The sequence below is a fragment of the uncultured Paracoccus sp. genome (assembly GCF_947487305.1).
Classification (GTDB): domain Bacteria; phylum Pseudomonadota; class Alphaproteobacteria; order Rhodobacterales; family Rhodobacteraceae; genus Paracoccus.
Genome location: NZ_CANKWH010000018.1, coordinates 13,207 through 32,657, shown reverse-complemented (window position 1 = coordinate 32,657; position 19,451 = coordinate 13,207). Strand labels below are relative to the sequence as shown.

The 19,451-nt window shown below is 67.4% G+C and carries 16 protein-coding genes; 8 read left to right on the top strand and 8 right to left on the bottom strand.

Translation table 11 applies throughout. The annotated features are described in order from the left end of the window. The first annotated feature begins 25 nt into the window (after positions 1-25). Positions 26-358, top strand: a complete 333-nt coding sequence (locus Q1A36_RS17420) for a DUF2794 domain-containing protein (RefSeq protein WP_299846798.1) — start codon at positions 26-28, stop codon at positions 356-358. A 4-nt stretch (positions 359-362) separates the two neighbouring features. Here Q1A36_RS17420 and Q1A36_RS17415 read toward each other — a convergent pair whose 3' ends face one another. Continuing rightward, positions 363-1,082, bottom strand: a complete 720-nt coding sequence (locus tag Q1A36_RS17415) for an LrgB family protein (RefSeq protein ID WP_299846796.1) — start codon at positions 1,080-1,082, stop codon at positions 363-365. Next, positions 1,075-1,449 (bottom strand): CidA/LrgA family protein, encoded by a 375-nt coding sequence (locus Q1A36_RS17410; protein ID WP_299846794.1) that lies wholly within the window; start codon positions 1,447-1,449, stop codon positions 1,075-1,077. The genes Q1A36_RS17415 and Q1A36_RS17410 overlap by 8 nt, the downstream gene beginning before the upstream one ends. A 153-nt stretch (positions 1,450-1,602) precedes the next feature. Between Q1A36_RS17410 and Q1A36_RS17405 the strand changes: the two genes are divergently transcribed. The 4 genes from Q1A36_RS17405 (at position 1,603) to Q1A36_RS17390 (ending at position 7,161) form a co-directional block, all read left to right on the top strand. Beyond that, positions 1,603-5,055, top strand: coding sequence for an AAA family ATPase (locus Q1A36_RS17405; RefSeq protein WP_299846792.1), 3,453 nt, complete (start codon positions 1,603-1,605; stop codon positions 5,053-5,055). A gap of 42 nt (positions 5,056-5,097) precedes the next feature. Further along, positions 5,098-5,553, top strand: a complete 456-nt coding sequence (locus Q1A36_RS17400) for a RidA family protein (protein WP_299846790.1) — start codon at positions 5,098-5,100, stop codon at positions 5,551-5,553. Further along, complete coding sequence (locus tag Q1A36_RS17395; protein ID WP_299846788.1) at positions 5,553-6,305, top strand: glycerophosphodiester phosphodiesterase family protein; 753 nt, start codon at positions 5,553-5,555, stop codon at positions 6,303-6,305. The genes Q1A36_RS17400 and Q1A36_RS17395 overlap by 1 nt, the downstream gene beginning before the upstream one ends. A gap of 79 nt (positions 6,306-6,384) precedes the next feature. Beyond that, entirely contained in the window at positions 6,385-7,161 is a 777-nt protein-coding gene (locus Q1A36_RS17390) for a GNAT family N-acetyltransferase (protein ID WP_299846786.1), read from the top strand. A gap of 36 nt (positions 7,162-7,197) precedes the next feature. Here the strand turns inward: Q1A36_RS17390 and Q1A36_RS17385 are convergent, their stop codons facing one another. Both Q1A36_RS17385 and Q1A36_RS17380 read right to left on the bottom strand, forming a co-directional pair. Continuing rightward, positions 7,198-8,511, bottom strand: coding sequence for a DEAD/DEAH box helicase (locus Q1A36_RS17385; protein WP_299846784.1), 1,314 nt, complete (start codon positions 8,509-8,511; stop codon positions 7,198-7,200). Positions 8,512-8,795: 284 nt separating this feature from the next. Continuing rightward, the gene (locus Q1A36_RS17380) at positions 8,796-9,197 is read right to left on the bottom strand and encodes a GFA family protein (protein WP_299846782.1); all 402 of its coding nucleotides are present in this window, start codon (positions 9,195-9,197) and stop codon (positions 8,796-8,798) included. Positions 9,198-9,315: 118 nt separating this feature from the next. Here Q1A36_RS17380 and Q1A36_RS17375 point away from each other — a divergent pair, with 118 nt between their 5' ends. Next, positions 9,316-9,777, top strand: coding sequence for an AAC(3)-I family aminoglycoside N-acetyltransferase (locus Q1A36_RS17375; protein WP_299846780.1), 462 nt, complete (start codon positions 9,316-9,318; stop codon positions 9,775-9,777). A gap of 75 nt (positions 9,778-9,852) precedes the next feature. Then, positions 9,853-10,986 (top strand): GNAT family N-acetyltransferase, encoded by a 1,134-nt coding sequence (locus tag Q1A36_RS17370; protein WP_299846778.1) that lies wholly within the window; start codon positions 9,853-9,855, stop codon positions 10,984-10,986. 233 nt (positions 10,987-11,219) lie between these two features. Here Q1A36_RS17370 and Q1A36_RS17365 read toward each other — a convergent pair whose 3' ends face one another. From Q1A36_RS17365 to Q1A36_RS17350, 4 genes are read right to left on the bottom strand one after another with little or no spacing between them, the layout of a single operon-like run. Further along, complete coding sequence (locus tag Q1A36_RS17365; RefSeq protein WP_299846776.1) at positions 11,220-12,299, bottom strand: BMP family ABC transporter substrate-binding protein; 1,080 nt, start codon at positions 12,297-12,299, stop codon at positions 11,220-11,222. A gap of 26 nt (positions 12,300-12,325) precedes the next feature. Further along, positions 12,326-13,213: an ABC transporter permease gene (locus tag Q1A36_RS17360; protein WP_299846774.1), complete on the bottom strand. Its 888-nt coding sequence runs from the start codon at positions 13,211-13,213 to the stop codon at positions 12,326-12,328. Then, positions 13,210-14,286, bottom strand: coding sequence for an ABC transporter permease (locus tag Q1A36_RS17355; RefSeq protein ID WP_299846773.1), 1,077 nt, complete (start codon positions 14,284-14,286; stop codon positions 13,210-13,212). The genes Q1A36_RS17360 and Q1A36_RS17355 overlap by 4 nt, the downstream gene beginning before the upstream one ends. Continuing rightward, on the bottom strand, positions 14,283-15,803 hold the full coding sequence (locus Q1A36_RS17350) for an ABC transporter ATP-binding protein (protein WP_299846771.1): 1,521 nt from the start codon (positions 15,801-15,803) through the stop codon (positions 14,283-14,285). Before Q1A36_RS17350 ends, Q1A36_RS17355 begins: the two co-directional genes overlap by 4 nt. A 93-nt stretch (positions 15,804-15,896) precedes the next feature. Between Q1A36_RS17350 and dnaE the strand changes: the two genes are divergently transcribed. Next, positions 15,897-19,367, top strand: a complete 3,471-nt coding sequence (dnaE, locus tag Q1A36_RS17345) for a DNA polymerase III subunit alpha (RefSeq protein ID WP_299846769.1) — start codon at positions 15,897-15,899, stop codon at positions 19,365-19,367. The last annotated feature ends 84 nt before the right edge of the window (positions 19,368-19,451 follow it).

The following is a 19,451-nucleotide window of genomic DNA, read 5'->3' as shown; positions in this document are numbered from 1 at the left end:
TCCGCGATGTCACCATTCGGTCATGATGAACGCATCGCCGCCGTTTCATGCCGACCCCGACCGCGTGGTCTTTGACCGGGCCGAACTGGGGATCATCCTGACCGTCTATGGCCGCATGGTCGCAGCAGGGGAATGGCGCGATTACGCGATGTCCTTCCTGCGCGATGTGGCGGTCTTCAGCGTGTTTCGCCGCGCGGCCGAGCATCCGCTTTACCGCATCGAGAAGCGACCAAAGCTCCGGGCTGCGCAGGGCGCCTATGCCGTCATCGGCATGGATGGCCGCATCCTGAAGCGGGGGCATGATCTGCCGACCGTGCTGCGGGTGCTGGAGAAGAAGCTGATCCGGGCGGTGGAGTAGCGCCTCAGCCGCCGAGGAAGCGCAGTGCCAGCGGCGCGATGATCGCCGTCAGCACCGCATTCAGCCCCATGCCGATGCCGGCAAAGGCTCCTGCCGTCTCGTTCACCTGAAAGGCCCGGGCCGTGCCGATGCCATGCGCGGCAACCCCCACGGAAAAGCCGCGCGCCCGCCAGTCGCGGATATGCAGCGCATTCAAAAGCGGCGTGGCGATGATCGCGCCGAAGATGCCGGTCAGCAGCACCAGAGCGGCGGTCAGGGTGGGGCGGCCGCCGATCCGCTCGGCAATGCCGATGGCGACCGGGGCGGTCGTCGATTTCGGCGCCAGCGAGGCCAGCACCTCGTGCCCGATGCCAAAGCCCCGCGCGATCAGGATGACCGAGACCACGGCCACGCCCGAGCCGACCAGCAAACCGGCCAGCATCGGCAGCGCGGCCTTTTTCACCCGGGGCAGGTTGTCGAAAAGTGGCAGCGCCAGTGCCACGGTGGCCGGGCCGAGCATGAAATGGACGAATTGCGCGCCCTCGAAATAGGTCTGGTAATCGGTGCGCGTCACCCACAAGAGCGCGGCGAGGATCAGCACCGCGATCAGCACCGGATTGGCCCAGCTTTGCCGTCCGGTCCGGCGGAAGGCGGCATCGCCGATGAGATAGGCCACCAGCGTCGCGGTCAGCCACAAGAGCGGCCCCTGCGTCAGATAGGACCAGATCATCGCCGGATCAGACATCGGGCTTCTCATCCTCGGGCGCGGTCGATCCAGTCAGCCGGGCGACGGTGGTGAAGGCCAGGGCCCCGGCGCCGATGGCCAGCACGGTCGAGCCGGCGATGGCTACGACCAGCCCCAACCCCTCTTCGCGCAACAGGTCCATATGTGCGACGATGCCGACGCCGGCTGGCACGAAGAACAGCGACAGATGGGCCAGCAATCCCTGCGTAACCGGCCGCAGCCGATCGGCCAGCGCCGGGCGGGCAAGGCAGCAGGCGACCAGCAGGCACAGGCCCACGACAGGGCCGGGCAGGGGCAGGTTCAGCGCCCGCGAACTGACTTCGCCGACCAGCTGATAGCCGAGGATGATTGCAAGCGCACCGATCATGTCGCTGATAGTAGCGCGAAAATATCTTGTGGCGACCCCTTTCATCTTGTGGATAACTGAGGGCGCGGCCCCATATCTAGCGGTTCTGGTTGACTTGGAAGCCGTCCCTGCCGACAATCTGCGGACGTAACCCGATTCTGACGGACCCCGCCCTTGCGCTTTGACCGCCTGAGACTGAACGGCTTCAAGAGCTTCGTGGACCCCACCGATCTGGTGATCCGCGAGGGGCTGACCGGCGTGGTCGGGCCGAATGGCTGCGGCAAGTCGAACCTCTTGGAGGCCTTGCGCTGGATCATGGGCGAGAACCGCCCGACGGCCATGCGCGGCTCGGGCATGGAGGATGTGATCTTCGCCGGCACGTCGCGGCGGTCGGCACGCGGTCATGCCGAGGTGACGCTGACCATCGACAACCGCGACCGGCTGGCACCGGCTGGCTTCAACGAGGACGACCATATCGACATCGTCCGCCGCATCACCCGCGATGCCGGCTCGGCCTACAAGATCAACGGCAAGGAAGTTCGCGCCCGCGACGTGCAGATGCTGTTCGCCGATGCCTCGACCGGCGCGCACAGCCCGGCACTGGTGCGGCAGGGGCAGATCTCGGAACTGATCAACGCCAAGCCGCAGAACCGGCGGCGGATTCTGGAAGAGGCGGCAGGGATCTCGGGCCTCTACCAGCGCCGGCACGAGGCCGAGCTGAAGCTGAACGGGGCCGAGGGCAACCTGACCCGCGTGGATGACACGCTGGAGCAACTGGCGACGCAGGCGGCATCGCTGGCCCGGCAGGCGCGGGCTGCGGCGCGCTATCGCGAGATCGGCGCGGCGCTGAGGCAGGCCGAGGGGGTGCTGCTTTACCGGCGTTGGGCCGAGGCCGATCAGGCACGGGCTGCGGCGGCCGAGGCCCTTGCGCAATCGCTGCGCGCGGCGGGCGAGGCCGAGGCGGCCTCGCGTGCGGCCAGCGCGTTGCGCGAGAAGGCCGAGGCGGGCTTGCCGCCCCTGCGCGAGGAAGAACAGGTCGCAGCCGCCATCCTGTCGCGGGTGGTGGTGGAACGCGAGGCGCTGGACGAAGCCGAGGCGCGGGCCGCCGAGGCGATCACCCAGCTTGCAGCGCGCATTGCCCAGTTGGACCGCGACATCGAGCGCGAAGCGGCGCTGAACCGCGATGCCGGTGAGGTGATCGAGCGGCTGACCTGGGAAAAGACCGAACTCGCCAAGGCCGGGCAGGGGCATGAGGCGCGGCTGGATGCTGCCGCCGGCATGGCCGACGAGGCCGCCGAGGCGCTGCGCGAGGTCGAGGCACGGCTGGCCGAACTGACCGATGAATCCGCCCGACTGGCCGCGCGGCATCAATCGGCCGAGCGTCTGGCCTCGGACCTGCGCGACATGCTGTCCCGCGCCGAGTGCGCGGCGGGCGAGGCTGATCAGAACGCCACGCGGGCCGCCGAGACCGGCCGCACAGCCGAGGCCGCGCTGCGTGAGGCCGAGGCGGCGCAGGCCGCTGCCCGAGACCGCGCCGAGGGGGCCGAGGATACGCTGACCAGTGCCGAGGCCGCGCGGGCCGAGGCCGAGGGGGCCGAATCCGCCGCCCGCGCCGCCCGTGCCGAGGCCGAGGGCGAATCCGGTGCGCTGGCCGCCGAGATGGCGGCGCTGAAGCGGCTGGTCGAGCGGGGCGATACCGGCGGCAAGTCGATCCTTGACCGGGTGAAGGTCGCCAAGGGCTATGAGATCGCCTTTGGCGCCGCGCTTGGCGATGACCTGCGCGCGGGGCTGGCCGAGGATGGCGCCTCGGGCTGGCACAAGCTGCCGGGCTGGGACGCGCCGCAGGCCCTGCCCGAGGGCGCCGAGCCGCTGGCGCCGCATGTCACCGGACCCGAGGCGCTGGACCGCCGGTTGTCGCAGGTGGGGCTGGTTGCGGATGTGGCCGCTGCCACGGCGCTGCAAGGCGCGCTGGCACCGGGGCAGCGGATCGTGACACCTGCGGGCGACCTGTTCCGGTGGGACGGGATGCGGGTGATGGCGGGTGAGGCCTCGTCCTCGGCCGCGCTGCATCTGCAGAAGGTTAACCAGCTGGCCGAGATTTCGGCGCAGGCCGAGTTCGCCGCCGAGCGCGCCTCGGGCGCGGTCGAGGAGCACGAGGCGGCCAAGGCGTTGCTCGCCTCGGCGGCCATGGCCGAGAAATCGACGCGCGAGGCCCGGCGCGAAGCGGAACGGCTGCTGTCGGATGCCGCGCGCGCGGCCACCCGTGCCGAGTCGGACCTGTCACTGGCGACCAGCCGCACCGACTCTGCCCGCGCCGAACTGGCCCGCCATCAGGCCGATGCCAGCGATGCGCGGACACGGCTGGCGCAGGCCGAACGCGCGCTGGCCGATCTGCCCGACCGGGGTGCGGCGGCACAGGCGGTCGAGAATGCCAAGACCGGGGTCGAGGCCGCGCGCATCGCCACCATGTCCCGCCGCTCGGCGCTGGATGAACTTCGCCGCGAGGGCAATGCCCGGATCAAGCGGCAACAGGAGATCGCCAAGGAGGAATCCGGTTGGCGGCATCGTCTGGATCAGGCCGGCACCCGCGCCGCCGAACTGTCGGCGCGGCGCGATGCTGGTGCAGAAGAACTGGCCAGTGCCGAAGCCCAGCCCGCGCTGCTGGCCGAGAAACGGGCGACGCTGACCGGGCGCGAGGCAGAGGCCGAGACGCGGCTCGACAAGGCTCGGGTGGCGCTGACCGCAGCCGATCAGGCGCTGCGCGACGCAAGCCATGCCGAGCGCGACGCCGAGCGCCATGCCTCGGAAGCGCGCGAGTTGCGCGCCTCGCGCGAGGCACGGGCCGAGGCGGCGCAGGATGGCGAACAGGCGGCGCGCGCCCGCATTCACGAGGAAACCGAGGGCACGCCGCAGGCGCTGCTGGAAAGCCTCGCCGGTGCCGATACCGAGACGGCGGCCACGGCACTGGAGGATCAGATCGCGCGGCTGCGCAGCCAGCGCGATGCGCTTGGTGCGGTGAACCTGCGGGCCGACGAGGACAAGCGCGAGCTTGAGGCCGAGCGCGACACGCTGGCCGCCGAGAAGGACGATCTGGAAGAGGCCATCCGCAAGCTGCGCGCCGGCATCGGCAGTCTGAACCGCGAGGGGCGCGAACGGCTGCTGGCGGCCTTCGACACGGTGAACGGCAATTTCACCACGCTCTTCACCACGCTTTTCGGCGGAGGCGAGGCGCGGCTGGTGCTGGTCGAATCCGACGATCCGCTGGAAGCCGGGCTTGAAATCATGTGCCAGCCGCCGGGCAAGAAGCTCAGCACGCTGAGCCTGCTCTCAGGCGGCGAGCAGACCCTGACGGCGCTGGCGCTGATCTTTGCCGTCTTCCTCGCCAATCCCGCGCCGATCTGCGTGCTGGACGAGGTCGATGCGCCGCTGGACGATGCCAATGTCTCGCGCTTCTGCGACCTGCTGGACGAGATGACCCGGCGCACCGACACGCGCTTCCTGATCATCACCCACCACGCCGTCACCATGTCGCGCATGGATCGGCTGTTCGGCGTGACCATGGTGGAACAGGGTGTCAGCCAGCTGGTCAGCGTCGACCTGAAGCGCGCCGAGGCTCTGGTCGCCTGACACCCCGCGGGTTAGGCTGCTGCCAATCCACGGAGGAATCACATGAGCATCGAGACCCGCCTGACCGACCTTGGCATCACCCTGCCGGACGCACCCGCACCTGCGGCGAATTATGTGCCCTTCGCGCGCTCGGGCAATCTGGTCTTTGTTTCGGGCCAGATCAGCCAGGACGAGAAGGGGCTGATCAAGGGCCGTCTGGGGGACAACATGGACGTGGCCGCCGGGGCCGCTGCCGCCCGTCGCTGCGGGCTGTCGCTGATCGCGCAGGTCAAGGCCGCAACCGGCTCGCTGGACAAGGTGGCGCGGGTGGTGAAGCTGTCTGGCTTCGTGAATTCGACCGGCGATTTCACCGATCAGCCCGAGGTGATCAACGGTTGCTCGGACCTGATGGTCGAGGTGTTCGGCGACAAGGGCCGCCATGCCCGCGCCGCCGTCTCGGTTCCGGCCCTGCCGCGCGGCGTGGCGGTCGAGATCGAAGCGATCTTCGAGGTGGAATGATGGCGCTGCCCGAAAGCTTCATCACTATCCCGATCGCCCATCGCGGGCTGCACGGGCCGGGCGTGCCGGAAAACAGCCTTGCCGCCGCCGAGGCGGCGATCGCCGCAGGCTACGGGATCGAGTTGGACATCCAGCCCGCCGCCGGTTGCGTGCCGATGGTGTTTCACGATTACGACCTGTCGCGGCTCGCGGGGGACGAGGCCTATATCGCCGATATCTCGACCGAAGATCTGGCCGGGTTCAAGCTGTCGGGCAGCGACCAGCAGATCCCGACGCTGGCCGAGTTCCTGCGCACCGTCGCGGGGCGGGTGCCGCTGCTCATTGAGATCAAGGATCAGGATGGCCGGCTTGGCGACCAGATCGGCGAATTGCACCGGCATGTGGCCGAGCAGTTGCAGTCCTACGAAGGCCCGGTGGCGGTCATGTCCTTCAACCCGCATACCGTCGCGGCCTTCCACGAGCTGGCGCCGGGCATCCCCTGCGGGCTGACCACCTGCGCCTTCCCCGAGGATGACTGGCCGATGCTGGACGAGGAGACCCGCGACAGCCTTGCCGCGATCAGCGATTTCGACCGGTCGGGCTCCTGCTTCATCTCGCATGACAAGAGCGACCTGACCAATCCCCGCGTCGACGCACTGAAATCGCAGGGTGTGCCGATCCTTTGCTGGACCGTGCGTTCGCCGGAGCAAGAGGCCGAGGCGCGCCAGATCGCCGACAACATCACCTTTGAAGGATATGCCGCGCCGCTGTGACGGTCGCGCTTTCGCACAAGGCCCGCGGCGCGCGATCTGCGCCGCGGGTCGTTTCTTTTCGAGAAGACAGGACGGACCCATGACCCAGTTTGCCCCCGGACTTGACCTGAAGATCATCGATAACGAGCGCGGCGATCCGGGGCTGGATGCGGCCACCGGCGAGATCTTCGCGCTGTTCGCCGGTCGCGAGCGGGAATTCGGTGTCCATCCCGATGTGGTGATCGATTATCCCGATCTCGAAGCCTCGGATTTCCTTGCCGATCCGGTGGCCTACCTGGCCCGGTGCCAGGCCGAGATCGAGGCCGAACGCGGCGCGCCGCTGGCCCGGATCGTCATGCTGACGACGTTCAGCGACCGGATCGGTGCGGCGTTGACGGATGCGGGATTCGCGCTGACCCCGATCGACATGGGCGCGGGGCCTCTGGGCACGGCCTTCCTGACCCGTGATCTGCGGGCCGAGGGGCCGGTGCTTTATGTCGAGGCGGTGAACGAGGCCGATCCCCGGATCAGCCCCAATTTTGCGCTGCGTTTGACAGATGCCGATGGGCATCTGGTCGGCGGGGCCTGCGGCTCGGTCCAGCGCGAGGGCGGGGTGGCCCGGGCCTATCTGGCGATCATGGCGGTGGTGCCGGATCAGCCGGCGGGAACCGGAACGGCGCTGGCGCAGGCGATGACCCATCATCTGCGGCAGATGGGGGTCACGCAGATCAACCTGGGCACCCAGACGGCGGATCGCTTTTACGAGAAGCTGGGGTTCCGGCTGCAGCATGTGGTTCAGCCCAAGCTGCGCTTCCGCGAGGGGGCGGAGGGCACGCGCGTCTGGCATGATCTGGTGATGATGCAGCGCGACTTGTGAAAAACGGCGGTCCCGAAGGACCGCCGTTTCGTCATCTTAGGCAGCGCGGGTGTTGCGGCGGGCGCGGAAGCGGCGCGGCTTCGCCGGCTTCCCGGCTTCGCCACCGGCGGCCTCGTGCGAACGGCTGCCGCCATGCGCCGGCTTCGGACCGCGCTTCGGCCCATGCGGCGAGTTCGAGGCCTTGCGTGGACCGGCGCGGTCATCGCCGCGACCCGAGGGCAGCGGGGATTTGCCGCTGGCGACCGGAATGTCCATCTTCATGACCTTCTGGATCTGGCGAAGCTGGTCGGCTTCGTCCGGGGCGCAGAAGGCAATCGCCTCACCTTCGCGGCCGGCGCGGGCGGTGCGGCCGATGCGGTGGACGTAGTTGTCCGGCGTATCCGGCAGTTCATAGTTGATGACATAGGCCACGCCCGGAATGTCGATCCCGCGCGCCGCCACATCGGTGGCGACCAGCACCGTGACCTGACCGTCGCGGAAGGCCTTGATGGCGCGGTCGCGCTGGCCCTGGCTTTTGTTGCCATGGATCGAGGCGGCGTTGTAGCCATCGGCTACCAGCCCCTTCATCAGCTTTTCGGCACCATGCTTGGTGCGCGCAAAGACCAGCGTCAGCGCCGAGAGGTCGCGCGACAGGATTTCGCGCAGCTTGCCGGGCTTTGCGCCTTTCTCGAGGAAATGCACCGACTGTGTCACCTTGTCGGCGGCCTTGCCCGGGGGCGAGACCTGCACCTTCTTCGGGTTGGTCAGATAGGCGGCCGAAAGTTCCTCCATCTGCTTCGGCATGGTGGCCGAGAACAGCATGGTCCGGCGCGGCTTGCCAAGGCGCGGGGCGATTTTGCGCAGGGCATGGATGAAGCCCATGTCCAGTATCTGGTCGGCCTCGTCCAGCACCAGCTGACGCACGGTCGACAGGTCAACCGCGCCGCGTTCCATCAGGTCGATCAACCGGCCCGGGGTGGCGACGAGGATATCGGTGCCGCGCGCCAGCAGCTGGATCTGGCGGCCGATGGACTGGCCGCCAACGACGGTGGCGATGCGCAGCCGGGTGCCCAGAACCAGCGGGCGCAGGCTGTCGGCGATCTGGTTGACCAGTTCGCGGGTCGGGGCCAGCACCAGCGCCTTGACGGTCTTGGGCTGGGGTTTCCTGTCCTCATCGGTCAGCGAGGCAATCAGCGGCAGGCCGAAGGCCAGCGTCTTGCCGGTGCCGGTCTGGGCAAGGCCCAGAATGTCATGACCCTGCAGCGCCAGCGGGATCGCCTGCGCCTGAATCGGGGTCGGGTCGGTGAAGCCTGCATCGGTCAGCACGCGGCTGAGTTCCGGCGTCAGGCCGAGGGTGGTGAAGTCAAACACAATTATTCCTTTCGCCCCAATCACGGCAGGAGGCCGGGGGCATGTCGAGATCGGACAGTTTGCCAGGGGCAATCTGCGCACGGGTTATCGCAAGGGGCGGCGCTTCGGCGCATTCGAACCCTGCGTCTAGAACCCTGCGTGATGGGAACCGGGATATCTTGTCGCTGATGCGCCCGTCCGCGATCTGGCGGAGAAATGGGCGCTGCCGGCTCACGCGGCGGCGCAGCGAACTTGGGTCATCTGGGGCATGACGTGTCAAAAGTCAAGCCGGCAACTGGCTCAAATCAGAACCATCTGTCCCGAACGCAGCTGCCATCGGGCGGCAGGTCGTCGAAACTGTCGAACCCGTCGAAGCGATAGAGCGGGATCGCCTCGACTGCCTCTGGCTCGGCCAGCCGCAAGTTCACCGCGATCCGCCGCCGCCCATCCTCGGGCGGGGCGAGGGCGCGCCAATAGGCGACGCAGCCGCAATCGGGGCAGAAATGAAAGCCGATCGACTCGCTGCCCCAGATATAGGCCATGTTGCGGCCCTGCACCTCGATCCGCTTGCCCTCGATATCATAGGCCCAAAGCACACCATAGCGACGGCAGAGAGTGCAGTTGCAGATCGTCGCCGCCTCGGGCTGGCCGCGAAACACCCAGGTCAGCCCGCCGCAATGGCAGCTTCCGCGAAGTTCATCACTCATGACGCTGCCCCTGTTGCCGATCCGGGCGATGGTTGCACGGGCGGCAAAAACTGTCATCGGGGGCGCGAAAACCCCAGCGGAACTTGGCCGAACCGATCGGTCGGATTAGTCTGGGACCATGTCCTACGCACCGATCACCATCCGCCAGCTCGGCCCCGAGGACCTGCCACGGGCGCGGGCGCTGAACCGGCTCTTCGCACAGGTCTTTGACGATCCCGGCAGCTATCAGGCGAACCCGCCCGATGACGCCTATCTGTCGGAGTTGCTGACGCGCGGGCAGGCCATCGTTCTGATCGCGGAAGAGGGCGGGACAGTGACCGGCGGGCTGGTCGCCTATGACCTGCCAAAGCTCGAGCAGCGCCGCAGCGAGATCTATATCTATGACCTCGCCGTCAGCGCGGACCATCGCCGTCAGGGCATCGCCACCGCGCTGATCGAGCATCTGCGCCAGATCGCCCGCGCGCGCGGCGCTTGGGTGATCTACGTGCAGGCCGATCACGGCGACGATCCGGCCATCGCGCTTTACACCGGGCTTGGAGAGCGCGAGGACGTGCTGCATTTCGACATCGCCCCCGACTGACGCGGGCCACCGCTCACCAGCCCGTGCAGACGCTGCCCCCTGACAATCCCGGATTCCCGCCTTATCTCTGGGCGCATGAGCAGTGACGCGATCAGCATCGAGACCCATTCCGACATCAGCACGATCCCGGCGGAAGACTGGGACCGGCTGGCCGGCCCGCATCCCTTTACCTCGCACCGGTTCCTGCATGCGCTGGAAGCCTCGGGTTCGGTCGGGCGCGGCACCGGCTGGCAGCCGCTGCATCTGGCGGCTCGACGGGACGGCGCGCTGATCGGGGTGGCGCCCCTTTATGCCAAGTCACACAGCCAGGGCGAATACATCTTCGACCATGCCTGGGCCGATGCCTATGAGCACGCGGGCGGTCACTATTACCCCAAGCTGCAATGCGCCGTGCCCTTCACTCCGGCCACCGGCCCGCGCCTCTTGTCGCCCGATCCGGGGGTGAAACAGGCGCTGCTGGCCGGCATGGCGCAGATTGCCGAGCGGGTGGGGGCCTCGGGCGTGCATGTGACCTTTTGCACCGAGGGCGAGGCGGAACTGGGCGCCGAGGCCGGATTCCTGCCGCGCACCACCCAGCAATATCATTGGGTGAACCGGGACTACGCCGATTACGACGCCTTTCTGGCCGATCTGTCCTCTCGCAAGCGCAAGGCACTGCGGAAGGAACGCGAGCGGGCGCAGGGCTTTGGCGGCACCATCCGGCAGCTGACCGGCGACCAGATCCAGCCCGAGCATTGGGATGCCTTCTGGCGCTTCTATCAGGATACCGGCAGCCGCAAATGGGGCCGGCCCTACCTGACCCGCGCCTTCTTCGACCAGATCCATCAGACCATGCGCGACGATATCTTGCTGGTTCTGGCCGAGCGCGAGGGCAGGCCCATCGCCGGGGCGCTGAACTTCATCGGTGCGGATACGGTCTATGGCCGCTATTGGGGCTGCGTCGAGGATCACCCCTTCCTGCATTTCGAGCTTTGCTATCATCAGGCCATCGACTTCGCCATCGCACAGGGTCTGGCGCGGGTCGAGGCCGGGGCGCAGGGCGAACACAAGCTGGCGCGGGGCTATCTGCCGGTCGAGATCCATTCTCTGCATTGGGTGCAGGACCCGGGGTTTCTGCGCGCCTTGGCGCAGTATCTGGATCAGGAGCGCAGCGCGGTGGGCGCAGAGATTGCGGAGATCGCGGATTGGGGGCCGTTCCGAAGGGGGTAAGCGATGCGCCCGGCCCGGATGCGCCGCGCCAGCGGCCCGGGCCAGCGCCGGCCCGTCCGGCGGGCTGGCGCTTGGATGCGTCAGTCCCGAGTTCAGGCAGGAGAGGGGCTTGGTGCCATAAAGCGCACCGGCGATCCGCCCCGATGCCAACCCACGGGCCGGCGCTGGCCCTCTGCCTCAACGAAAACGCCCCGCCGCAAAGGCGGGGCGTCGATCTTCTCGGGAACCGCAGCTTACTGCGGAATCTGCGCGGTGATGCCTTCGACGAAGAAGTTCATTCCCGACAGCTCCTCGTCCGATGCCACCGCGCCTTCGGCCAGCCAGTCGCTGCCATCGGCCTTTTTCAGCGGGCCGGTGAAGGGGTGATAGGCGCCCGAGGCGATCTGGTCGCGCAGCGCCTCGGCCTCGGCCTTGACCTCGGCGGGCACGGTTTCGGTGATCTCGCCGATCACCACCTCGCCATCGCCGATCCCGGCCCAGGTGCCTTCGGACTTCCAGCTGCCATCCAGCGCCGCGCCGACGCGCTTGATGTAATAGGGCGCCCAGTTGTCGATGATCGACGAGATCCGCGGCGAGGGCGCGAAATTCGCCATGTCGGAGGCCTGACCAAAGCCGAGCGCCCCGGCCTCCTGCGCCTTGGCCAGCGGCGCGGTGGAATCGGTGTGCTGCATGAACACATCGACGCCCTCGGCGATCAGTGCGGCGGCGGCATCGGCCTCTTTCGCGGGATCGAACCAGCTATAGACCCAGACGACCTTCATCTCGACATCGGGGTTGACCTTCTTCGCGTGGATATAGGCCGAGTTGATGCCCTGAATGACTTCGGGGATCGGGAAGCTGCCGATATAGCCGATCTTGTTCGACTTGGTCATGCGCCCGGCGATGGTGCCGATGACGGCGCGGCCTTCGTAGAAGCGCGCGTCATAGGTGGCGACGTTGTCGGCGCGCTTGTAGCCGGTGGCGTGCTCGAATTTCACGTCCGGGAACTTGGCGGCGACGTTCACAACCGCATCCATGAAGCCGAAGCTGGTGGCGAAGATCAGCTTGTTGCCGGCCAGCGCCAGCTGGGTCAGCGCGCGTTCGGCATCGGCGCCCTCGGGCACGCTTTCGATGAAGGTGGTCTCGATCTTGTCGCCATATTCGGCCTCGATCGCCTGCCGGCCGAGATCGTGCTGATAGGTCCAGCCGCCATCGCCCACGGGGCCGACATAGATGAAGCCGACCTTCAGCTTCTCATCCTGCGCGAAGGCCGGAATGGCCAGCGACATGGCGCCAAGGGCGGCGGCCGAGGCCAGAAGTTGTCTGCGTTTCATGGTCTTTCTCCTGTTGGTTCTGCGTCTCAGCGCAGTGCGTGGAAATTCTGGCCCAAAGATCCGGGCGCGCCAAGCCCCGCGCGGCGGCTGAATTTCTGCCGGGCGGAAATGAGGACGAGGACAAGGATGGTGGCGAGGTAAGGCGCCATGCTGAGCAGCTGCACCGGCACCGCGACCCCCGCCGCCTGCAGCCGAAGTTGCAGCACGGTGACGCCGCCGAAAAGCCACGCACCCGCCAGCACGCCGGGCGCGGTCCAGTTCGAGAAGACGACGATCGCCAGCGCGATCCAGCCGGCCCCGGCGGTCATGCCTTCCGTCCATTGCAGCACGATGGCGATCGAGATGAACGCCCCGCCGATCCCGGCCATGGCGCCGCCGAAGGCGATGGCACCGGTGCGGACCCGGCGCACCGGATGGCCGAGACCATGGGCGGCATCATGGTTTTCGCCCACGCCGCGCAGAATCAGCCCAGGCCGCGTGCGATTGAGGAACCACCAGATCGCGGGGACCGAGGCGAGGCCCAGCCAGACGATCCAGTTGAGCCCCAGCGGCCCCGGCCCCATGGCGGGTGCCTTGATCCCCTCATAGGCCTTGCCGAACAGCGCCGCGAGGCCGAGGCCGAACATGGTCAGGGCAAGCCCGGATGCGACTTGGTTGGCCAGAAGCACCTGCGTCAGCAGCGCGAAGACCATCGAGACAGCGGCGCCAGCGACGGCGGCAGCAACAAAGCCCAGATAGGGATTGCCGGTGGCGACGGCGGTGGCAAAGCCAGCCAGCGCGCCGACGATCATCATCCCCTCGACGCCGAGGTTCAGCACGCCCGCGCGCTCCACGATCAACTCGCCAAGCGCGGCGAACAGGATCGGCGTCGAGGCCGCCATCAGCATCGGGATCAGCGTGGTCAGGTCGATCATGCCGGCACCCCGCGGGTGATGCGGAATCGCGTGAGCAGGTCAAAGCCCAGCAGGAAGAACAGCAGCATCCCCTGGAACACCTGAACCGTCGCGGCGGGCAGCTGCATGGTCAGCTGCGCCAGTTCCCCGCCGATATAGGTCAGCGCCAGAAGCAAGCCCGCCAGCAGGATGCCCACCGGGTTCAGCCGGCCCAGGAAGGCCACGATGATCGCGGTGAAGCCATAGCCCGAGCCGAAGCTGTCGGTGATCTGGCCGGCAGGGCCGGCGGCCTCGAAGATGCCGGCCAGACCGGCCAGCGCGCCCGAGAGGCCGAGGCAGAAGGCGACCAGTGTTTCGGGCCGGACCCCGGCGAAACGGGCGGCGCGGGGGGCAAGGCCGGCGGCGCGAATGTGGAAGCCGCGGATATGGCGGCTCATCAGCACCCAGGTCGCCAGCACCGCCAGCGCGGCAGCAAAGACGCCCCAATGCGCGCCGGTCCCGGCAATCAGTTCGGGGTTCGAGGCCGAGGGATATTGCTGCAGGTTGCGCGAGCCGGGAAAGCCGAAGCCCTCGGGGTTCTTCAAGGGTCCAAAGGCCATCCATGCGGCGACCTTCTGTGCCACGTAGACCAGCATCAGCGAGACGAGGATCTCGGATGCGCCGAACCGGTTGCGAAGCATCGCCGGGATCATCGCCCAGGCCCAGCCTCCGAAGGCGCCCGCCGCGATCATGGCGGGGAACAGCCACCAATGCTCGCCGGGATAGGCCGCCAGCGCCACCGCCGCGCCGCAGATGCCGCCGATGATATATTGCCCCTCGGCCCCGATGTTCCAGATTCCGGCGCGAAAGCCGATGGCAAGGCCCGAGGCGATCAGGATCAGCGGCCCGGCCTTCACCAGAAGCTGCGGCCGGGAATAGCTGGCGGCCGGGCCGAAGAGCGGGTCCCAGAAGATGGTGCGGATGGCGGCGACCGGGTCATAGCCCATGATCGCGAACAGCAACCCGCCGGTAATCATGGTTGCCAGCACCGCCATGATCGGGGTGGCGATCTGCCAGCCGGTCGAGGTCTCGGTCCGGGGGATGAGCATCATCATATCTGCGCCTCGGCCATGCCATGTGCCCCGCCCAGCATCAGCCCGATCTCATCCAGCGTCAGCCCCTCGGTCGGGCGCGGATCGCTGAGGCGGCCTTCGTTCAGGGCGCAGAAGCGGTCGGAAAGCTCCATCAGTTCGTCCAGATCCTGAGAGATGACGATGACACCGGCACCCGCGCGGGCGAGGTCCAGCAGCGACTGGCGCACGGCGGCGGCGGCCCCGGCATCGACGCCCCAAGTGGGCTGGTTCACCGCGAGGACGCGCGGGGCCTGCATCACTTCGCGGCCGATGACGAATTTCTGCAGGTTGCCGCCGGACAGCGCCCGCGCTGCCGTGCCGGGGCCGGGGGTGCGCACGTCGTAACCCTTGATGACCTCTTCGGCAAAGGCGCGGGCGGCGCGATGGTCGATCATGCCGTTGCGCACCAGCACCTTGCGCCCGCCGGCGGTCAGCAACGTGTTGTCGGTCAGGCTGAAATCGGGCACCGCCGCATGACCCAGCCGATCCTCGGGCGCAGCCAGAAGCCCGGCCAGACGCCGCGCCTCGGGGCCAGCCTGCGACAGGTCGCGGCCTTCCAGTGTGACCGAACCGGGGCGGGTCAGCACCTCGCCCGAGAGGACCGACAGCAATTCCTCCTGTCCGTTGCCGGCCACCCCGCCGATGCCGAGGATTTCGCCGGACCGGACGGCCAGCGAGATGCCTTTCAGCGCCGTGCCTTCGGCCGAGGGTGCAGGCGCGGAAACATTTTCCATCTGCAGCAGCACATCTCCAGCCACCCGGCCCGAGCGGTCGATCTCGCGCATCTGGCCGCCCACCATCATCGCCGCCAGTTCGCGGGCGGAATGGGCGCGGGGATCGGCGCTGCCCATCACCTTGCCGCCGCGCAGGATGGTGGCGCGGTCGCAATGGGCGCGGATTTCCTCGAGCTTGTGGCTGATATAAAGGATCGCCGTGCCCTGACCCGCCAGCTTGCGCAGGGTCGCGAACAGCAGTTCCGCCTCTTGCGGGGTCAGGACCGAGGTCGGTTCGTCCATGATCAGCAGGCGCGGGTTCTGCAACAGGCAACGGATGATCTCGACCCGCTGTCGCTCGCCCGCCGACAGGGTGGCGATGCGGCGCGCCGGATTCAGCGGCAGGCCGAACTCGTGGCTGACCTGGGTGATGCGATCGGACAGGGTGCGGCGCGGGGGCGGGTTCTCCATCCCCAGCGCGATATTCTCGGCCACGGTCAGTGCGTCGAACAGCGAGAAATGCTGGAACACCATCGCCACGCCGGCAGCGCGGGCGGCCCGCGGATCGGCGGGGTGATGCGGCTGGCCCATCAGGAACATCTGCCCGTCATCGGGTCGGACGAGGCCATAGATCATCTTGACCAGCGTGGATTTTCCGGCCCCGTTCTCGCCCAGAAGCGCATGAATCTCGCCCGGGGCGACGGCAAAGGAGACGTCGTCATTGGCGCGAACGCCGGGATAGGATTTGCCGATCCTCTCGGCCCGGAACACCGCCGTCTCTGCCAAATTTGTCCCCTTGGTCAAATCATTGTTTTGATAGCGCGGAAATCCCATGTGAGGCAATTGCACAGTTGGACAGGTCAGGGATAGTGTCGCGCCATGCCCGATAAATCACCCCGATTCATTCACCTGCGCACGCATTCCGAGCATTCGCTGCTGGAGGGTGCGATCCCAGTGGCCAAGCTGGCGAAGCTGGCGGCCGAGAAGGGCATGCCGGCGGTCGCGCTGACCGACACCAACGCCATGTTCGCGGCGCTGGAATTCAGCGTGAAGGCCAAGGATGCAGGCGTGCAGCCGATCATCGGCTGCCAGTTAACGCTTGAGGCCGGAGTGACTGGCCCGGTGGTGGCGCTGGCGCAGAATCAGGCGGGCTGGCTGAACCTGATGGCGCTGAATTCGGCCCTTTACCTGCGCAAGGATGGCAGCTTGCCGCATGTGATGCTGGACGAGCTGTGCGCCCATGCCGAGGGGCTGATCCTGCTGACGGGCGGCGCCACGGGTCCGCTGGGGCAACTGGTCGCGCAGGGCAAGATGGCGGATGCCGAGGTGCTGGCCGAGCGGCTGGCGGCGGCCTTTCCGACGCGGCTCTATGTCGAATTGCAGCGGCATCCGGGCGAGAACGGCGCGCTGATGGCGGCCGAGGCGGCCAGCGAGGCCGGATTGATCCGGCTGGCCTATGACAAGGCGCTGCCGCTGGTGGCGACCAACGATGTCTATTTCCCCAAGCCGGCGATGTACGAGGCGCATGACGCGCTGATCTGCATTGCCGAAAAGGCCTATGTTGACCAGCCGCAGCCCCGCCGCCGGCTGACACCGCAGCATTATTTCAAATCCGCCGAGGAAATGGCGGTGCTGTTTGCCGATCTGCCCGAGGCGCTGGAGAACACCGTCGAAATCGCCCGCCGCTGCGCCTTCGCGGTGGCCAAGCACCCACCGATCCTGCCGCGCTTTGCCGAGAACGAGGTCGAGGAATTGCGCCAGCAGGCCAAAGAGGGGCTGGCCGAGCGGCTGAAGGTCATTCCCCATGCCGTCAGCGTCGCGGATTATGAGGCGCGGCTGGAGTTCGAACTGGGCATCATCGAGCAGATGGGCTTTCCCGGCTATTTCCTGATCGTGGCCGATTTCATCAAATGGGCCAAGGATCACGACATTCCGGTGGGGCCGGGGCGGGGCTCGGGCGCGGGCAGCCTTGTCGCCTATGCGCTGACCATCACCGACCTCGACCCGCTGCGCTATTCGCTGCTGTTCGAACGCTTCCTGAACCCGGAACGGGTCTCGATGCCCGACTTCGATATCGACTTCTGCATGGACCGCCGCGAAGAGGTGATCCGTTACGTGCAGGAGAAATACGGGTCCGACAAGGTCGGCCAGATCATCACCTTCGGTGCGCTCTTGTCCAAGGCGGCGGTGCGCGACGTCGGCCGCGTGCTGCAACTGCCGTTCGGGCAGGTTGACCGGCTGTCGAAGATGATCCCGGTCGAGGGGGTGAAGCCGGTGAGCGTCACCAAGGCCCGGGCCGAGGAACCGCGCCTGCGCGAAGCGGCGAAGGAGGAGGTTGTCGGCCGGCTTCTGGATTATGCCGAGCAGCTCGAGGGTCTGTATCGCAACGCCTCGACCCATGCTGCCGGGGTGGTGATCGGCGACCGGCCACTGGACCGGCTGGTGCCGCTGTACCGCGATCCGGGTTCGGACATGCCGGCGACGCAGTTCAACATGAAATGGGTCGAGCAGGCCGGTCTGGTGAAGTTCGACTTTCTGGGGCTGAAGACCCTGACCGTGATCCAGAACGCCGTCGATCTGATCAATGGCGGTGGCCGGCCCCTGCATGTCGCCGCCGACGGGCGCGAGCTTTTCCAGCCGCCCGAGGGGGCGGTGAACCAGATCAACGCCATTCCGCTGGATGACAAGGCCAGCTACGATCTCTTCGCCAGCGCTCGCACCGTCGCGGTGTTCCAGGTGGAAAGTTCGGGCATGATGGACGCGCTGCGCCGCATGCGGCCGACCTGCATCGAGGATATCGTTGCGCTGGTCGCCCTCTATCGTCCCGGCCCGATGGAGAACATTCCGACCTATTGCGAGGTCAAGAACGGCCTCCGCGAGCTGGAATCGCTGCATCCGAGCATCGACCATATCCTCGCCGAGACGCAGGGCATCATCGTCTATCAGGAACAGGTGATGCAGATCGCGCAGGAGATGGCGGGTTACAGCCTCGGCGGGGCCGACCTGCTGCGCCGCGCCATGGGCAAGAAGATCGCCGAGGAGATGGCCAAGGAACGGCCGAAATTCGTCGATGGCGCGGTGGCGCAGGGGGTCGAGCCGAAGAAGGCCGGCGAGGTCTTCGACCTGCTGGAGAAGTTCGCCAATTACGGCTTCAACAAATCCCACGCGGCGGCCTATGCCGTGGTCAGCTATCAGACGGCCTGGCTGAAGGCCAATCACCCGGTCGAGTTCATGGCGGCGGTGATGAACTGCGATATCCACCTGACCGACAAGCTGGCCATCTACAAGCGCGAATGCGACCGCATGGGGATCGAGATCGTGCCGCCCTGCGTGAACCGTTCGGCACCGAAATTCACCGTGCAGGAGGGGCGCATCCATTATGCCCTCGGTGCGCTGAAGGGCGTCGGTCTTGAGGCCATGCGGCTGATCCACGAGGCGCGCGGGGATAAGACCTTCCGTGACATCCATGACTTCGCCCGCCGGGTGGACATGCGCCGGGTTGGCAAGAAGGCACTGGAAGGGCTGGCGCGGGCCGGGGCCTTTGACCTGCTGGACAGCAACCGGGCACGGGTGCTGAAATCGCTGGACGGGCTGGTGGCGTGGTCGGCGGCGGTTCAGGATCAGGCCGCTTCGAACCAGACCTCGCTGTTCGGCGGGGGCGAGGACCTGCCGCCGCCACGCACGCCCATCGCGCCGGTCTGGCTGCCGACCGAGAAGCTGGGCGAGGAGCACAAGGCCATTGGCTTCTATCTGTCGGGGCATCCGCTTGATGACTATTTGCCGGCCTTGAAGCGCAAGAAGGTGATGACGCTGGCCGAGATCGCCGCCGAGGCCGAGGGCGGGCCTCTCGTCGCGATGATCGCCGGCACCGTCTCGGCGCGGCAGGAGCGCAAATCGGCCAAGGGCACGCCCTTCGCCTTTGTCAGCCTGTCCGACCCGACCGGGCTTTACGAGATCACCTGCTTCTCGGACCTGCTGACCAGTTCCCGCGACCTTCTGGAGCCGGGCGAGAACGTGGTCCTTCAGGTCAAGGTCGAACCGGCGGCGGACCAGGTGAAGATGCTCGCCAATTCGGTGCAGCGCCTCGAGGATGCGGTGGCCGATGCCGGGGCGGGCGCGCTGGCGGTGGAACTGGCCGAGGTCGAGGCGGTGCCGCGCGTCGCCGAGGTGCTGGCGCGGATCATGGACGAGATCAAGGCCGGACCGCGCTCGCGCGGGGCGATCCGGCTGCGGGTCAAGGACGGCGCGCGGCTGGTCGAGATCGAGGTGGCGGGCGACATGCCGGTCAGTACGCCGGCGCGGCAGGCGCTGCGCGCGGTGCCGGGCGTGCTGGATGTGGTCGAGGAATAGGGCGCGCGGGCAGCCCGGATTTGGTCTTCCCCGTGTCATCCGCCTGCGCTAGCCTGCGGGCTAATCGCGTTTTAACAAGTTGTT

Coding starts and splice junctions, on each gene's coding strand:
- Q1A36_RS17420 (WP_299846798.1), top strand. CDS start 26: ATGAACGCATCGCCGCCGTTTCATGCCGACCCCGACCGCGTGGTCTTT.
- Q1A36_RS17415 (WP_299846796.1), bottom strand. CDS start 1,082: ATGTCTGATCCGGCGATGATCTGGTCCTATCTGACGCAGGGGCCGCTC.
- Q1A36_RS17410 (WP_299846794.1), bottom strand. CDS start 1,449: ATGATCGGTGCGCTTGCAATCATCCTCGGCTATCAGCTGGTCGGCGAA.
- Q1A36_RS17400 (WP_299846790.1), top strand. CDS start 5,098: ATGAGCATCGAGACCCGCCTGACCGACCTTGGCATCACCCTGCCGGAC.
- Q1A36_RS17395 (WP_299846788.1), top strand. CDS start 5,553: ATGGCGCTGCCCGAAAGCTTCATCACTATCCCGATCGCCCATCGCGGG.
- Q1A36_RS17390 (WP_299846786.1), top strand. CDS start 6,385: ATGACCCAGTTTGCCCCCGGACTTGACCTGAAGATCATCGATAACGAG.
- Q1A36_RS17380 (WP_299846782.1), bottom strand. CDS start 9,197: ATGAGTGATGAACTTCGCGGAAGCTGCCATTGCGGCGGGCTGACCTGG.
- Q1A36_RS17375 (WP_299846780.1), top strand. CDS start 9,316: ATGTCCTACGCACCGATCACCATCCGCCAGCTCGGCCCCGAGGACCTG.
- Q1A36_RS17370 (WP_299846778.1), top strand. CDS start 9,853: ATGAGCAGTGACGCGATCAGCATCGAGACCCATTCCGACATCAGCACG.
- Q1A36_RS17365 (WP_299846776.1), bottom strand. CDS start 12,299: ATGAAACGCAGACAACTTCTGGCCTCGGCCGCCGCCCTTGGCGCCATG.
- Q1A36_RS17360 (WP_299846774.1), bottom strand. CDS start 13,213: ATGATCGACCTGACCACGCTGATCCCGATGCTGATGGCGGCCTCGACG.
- Q1A36_RS17355 (WP_299846773.1), bottom strand. CDS start 14,286: ATGATGATGCTCATCCCCCGGACCGAGACCTCGACCGGCTGGCAGATC.
- dnaE (WP_299846769.1), top strand. CDS start 15,897: ATGCCCGATAAATCACCCCGATTCATTCACCTGCGCACGCATTCCGAG.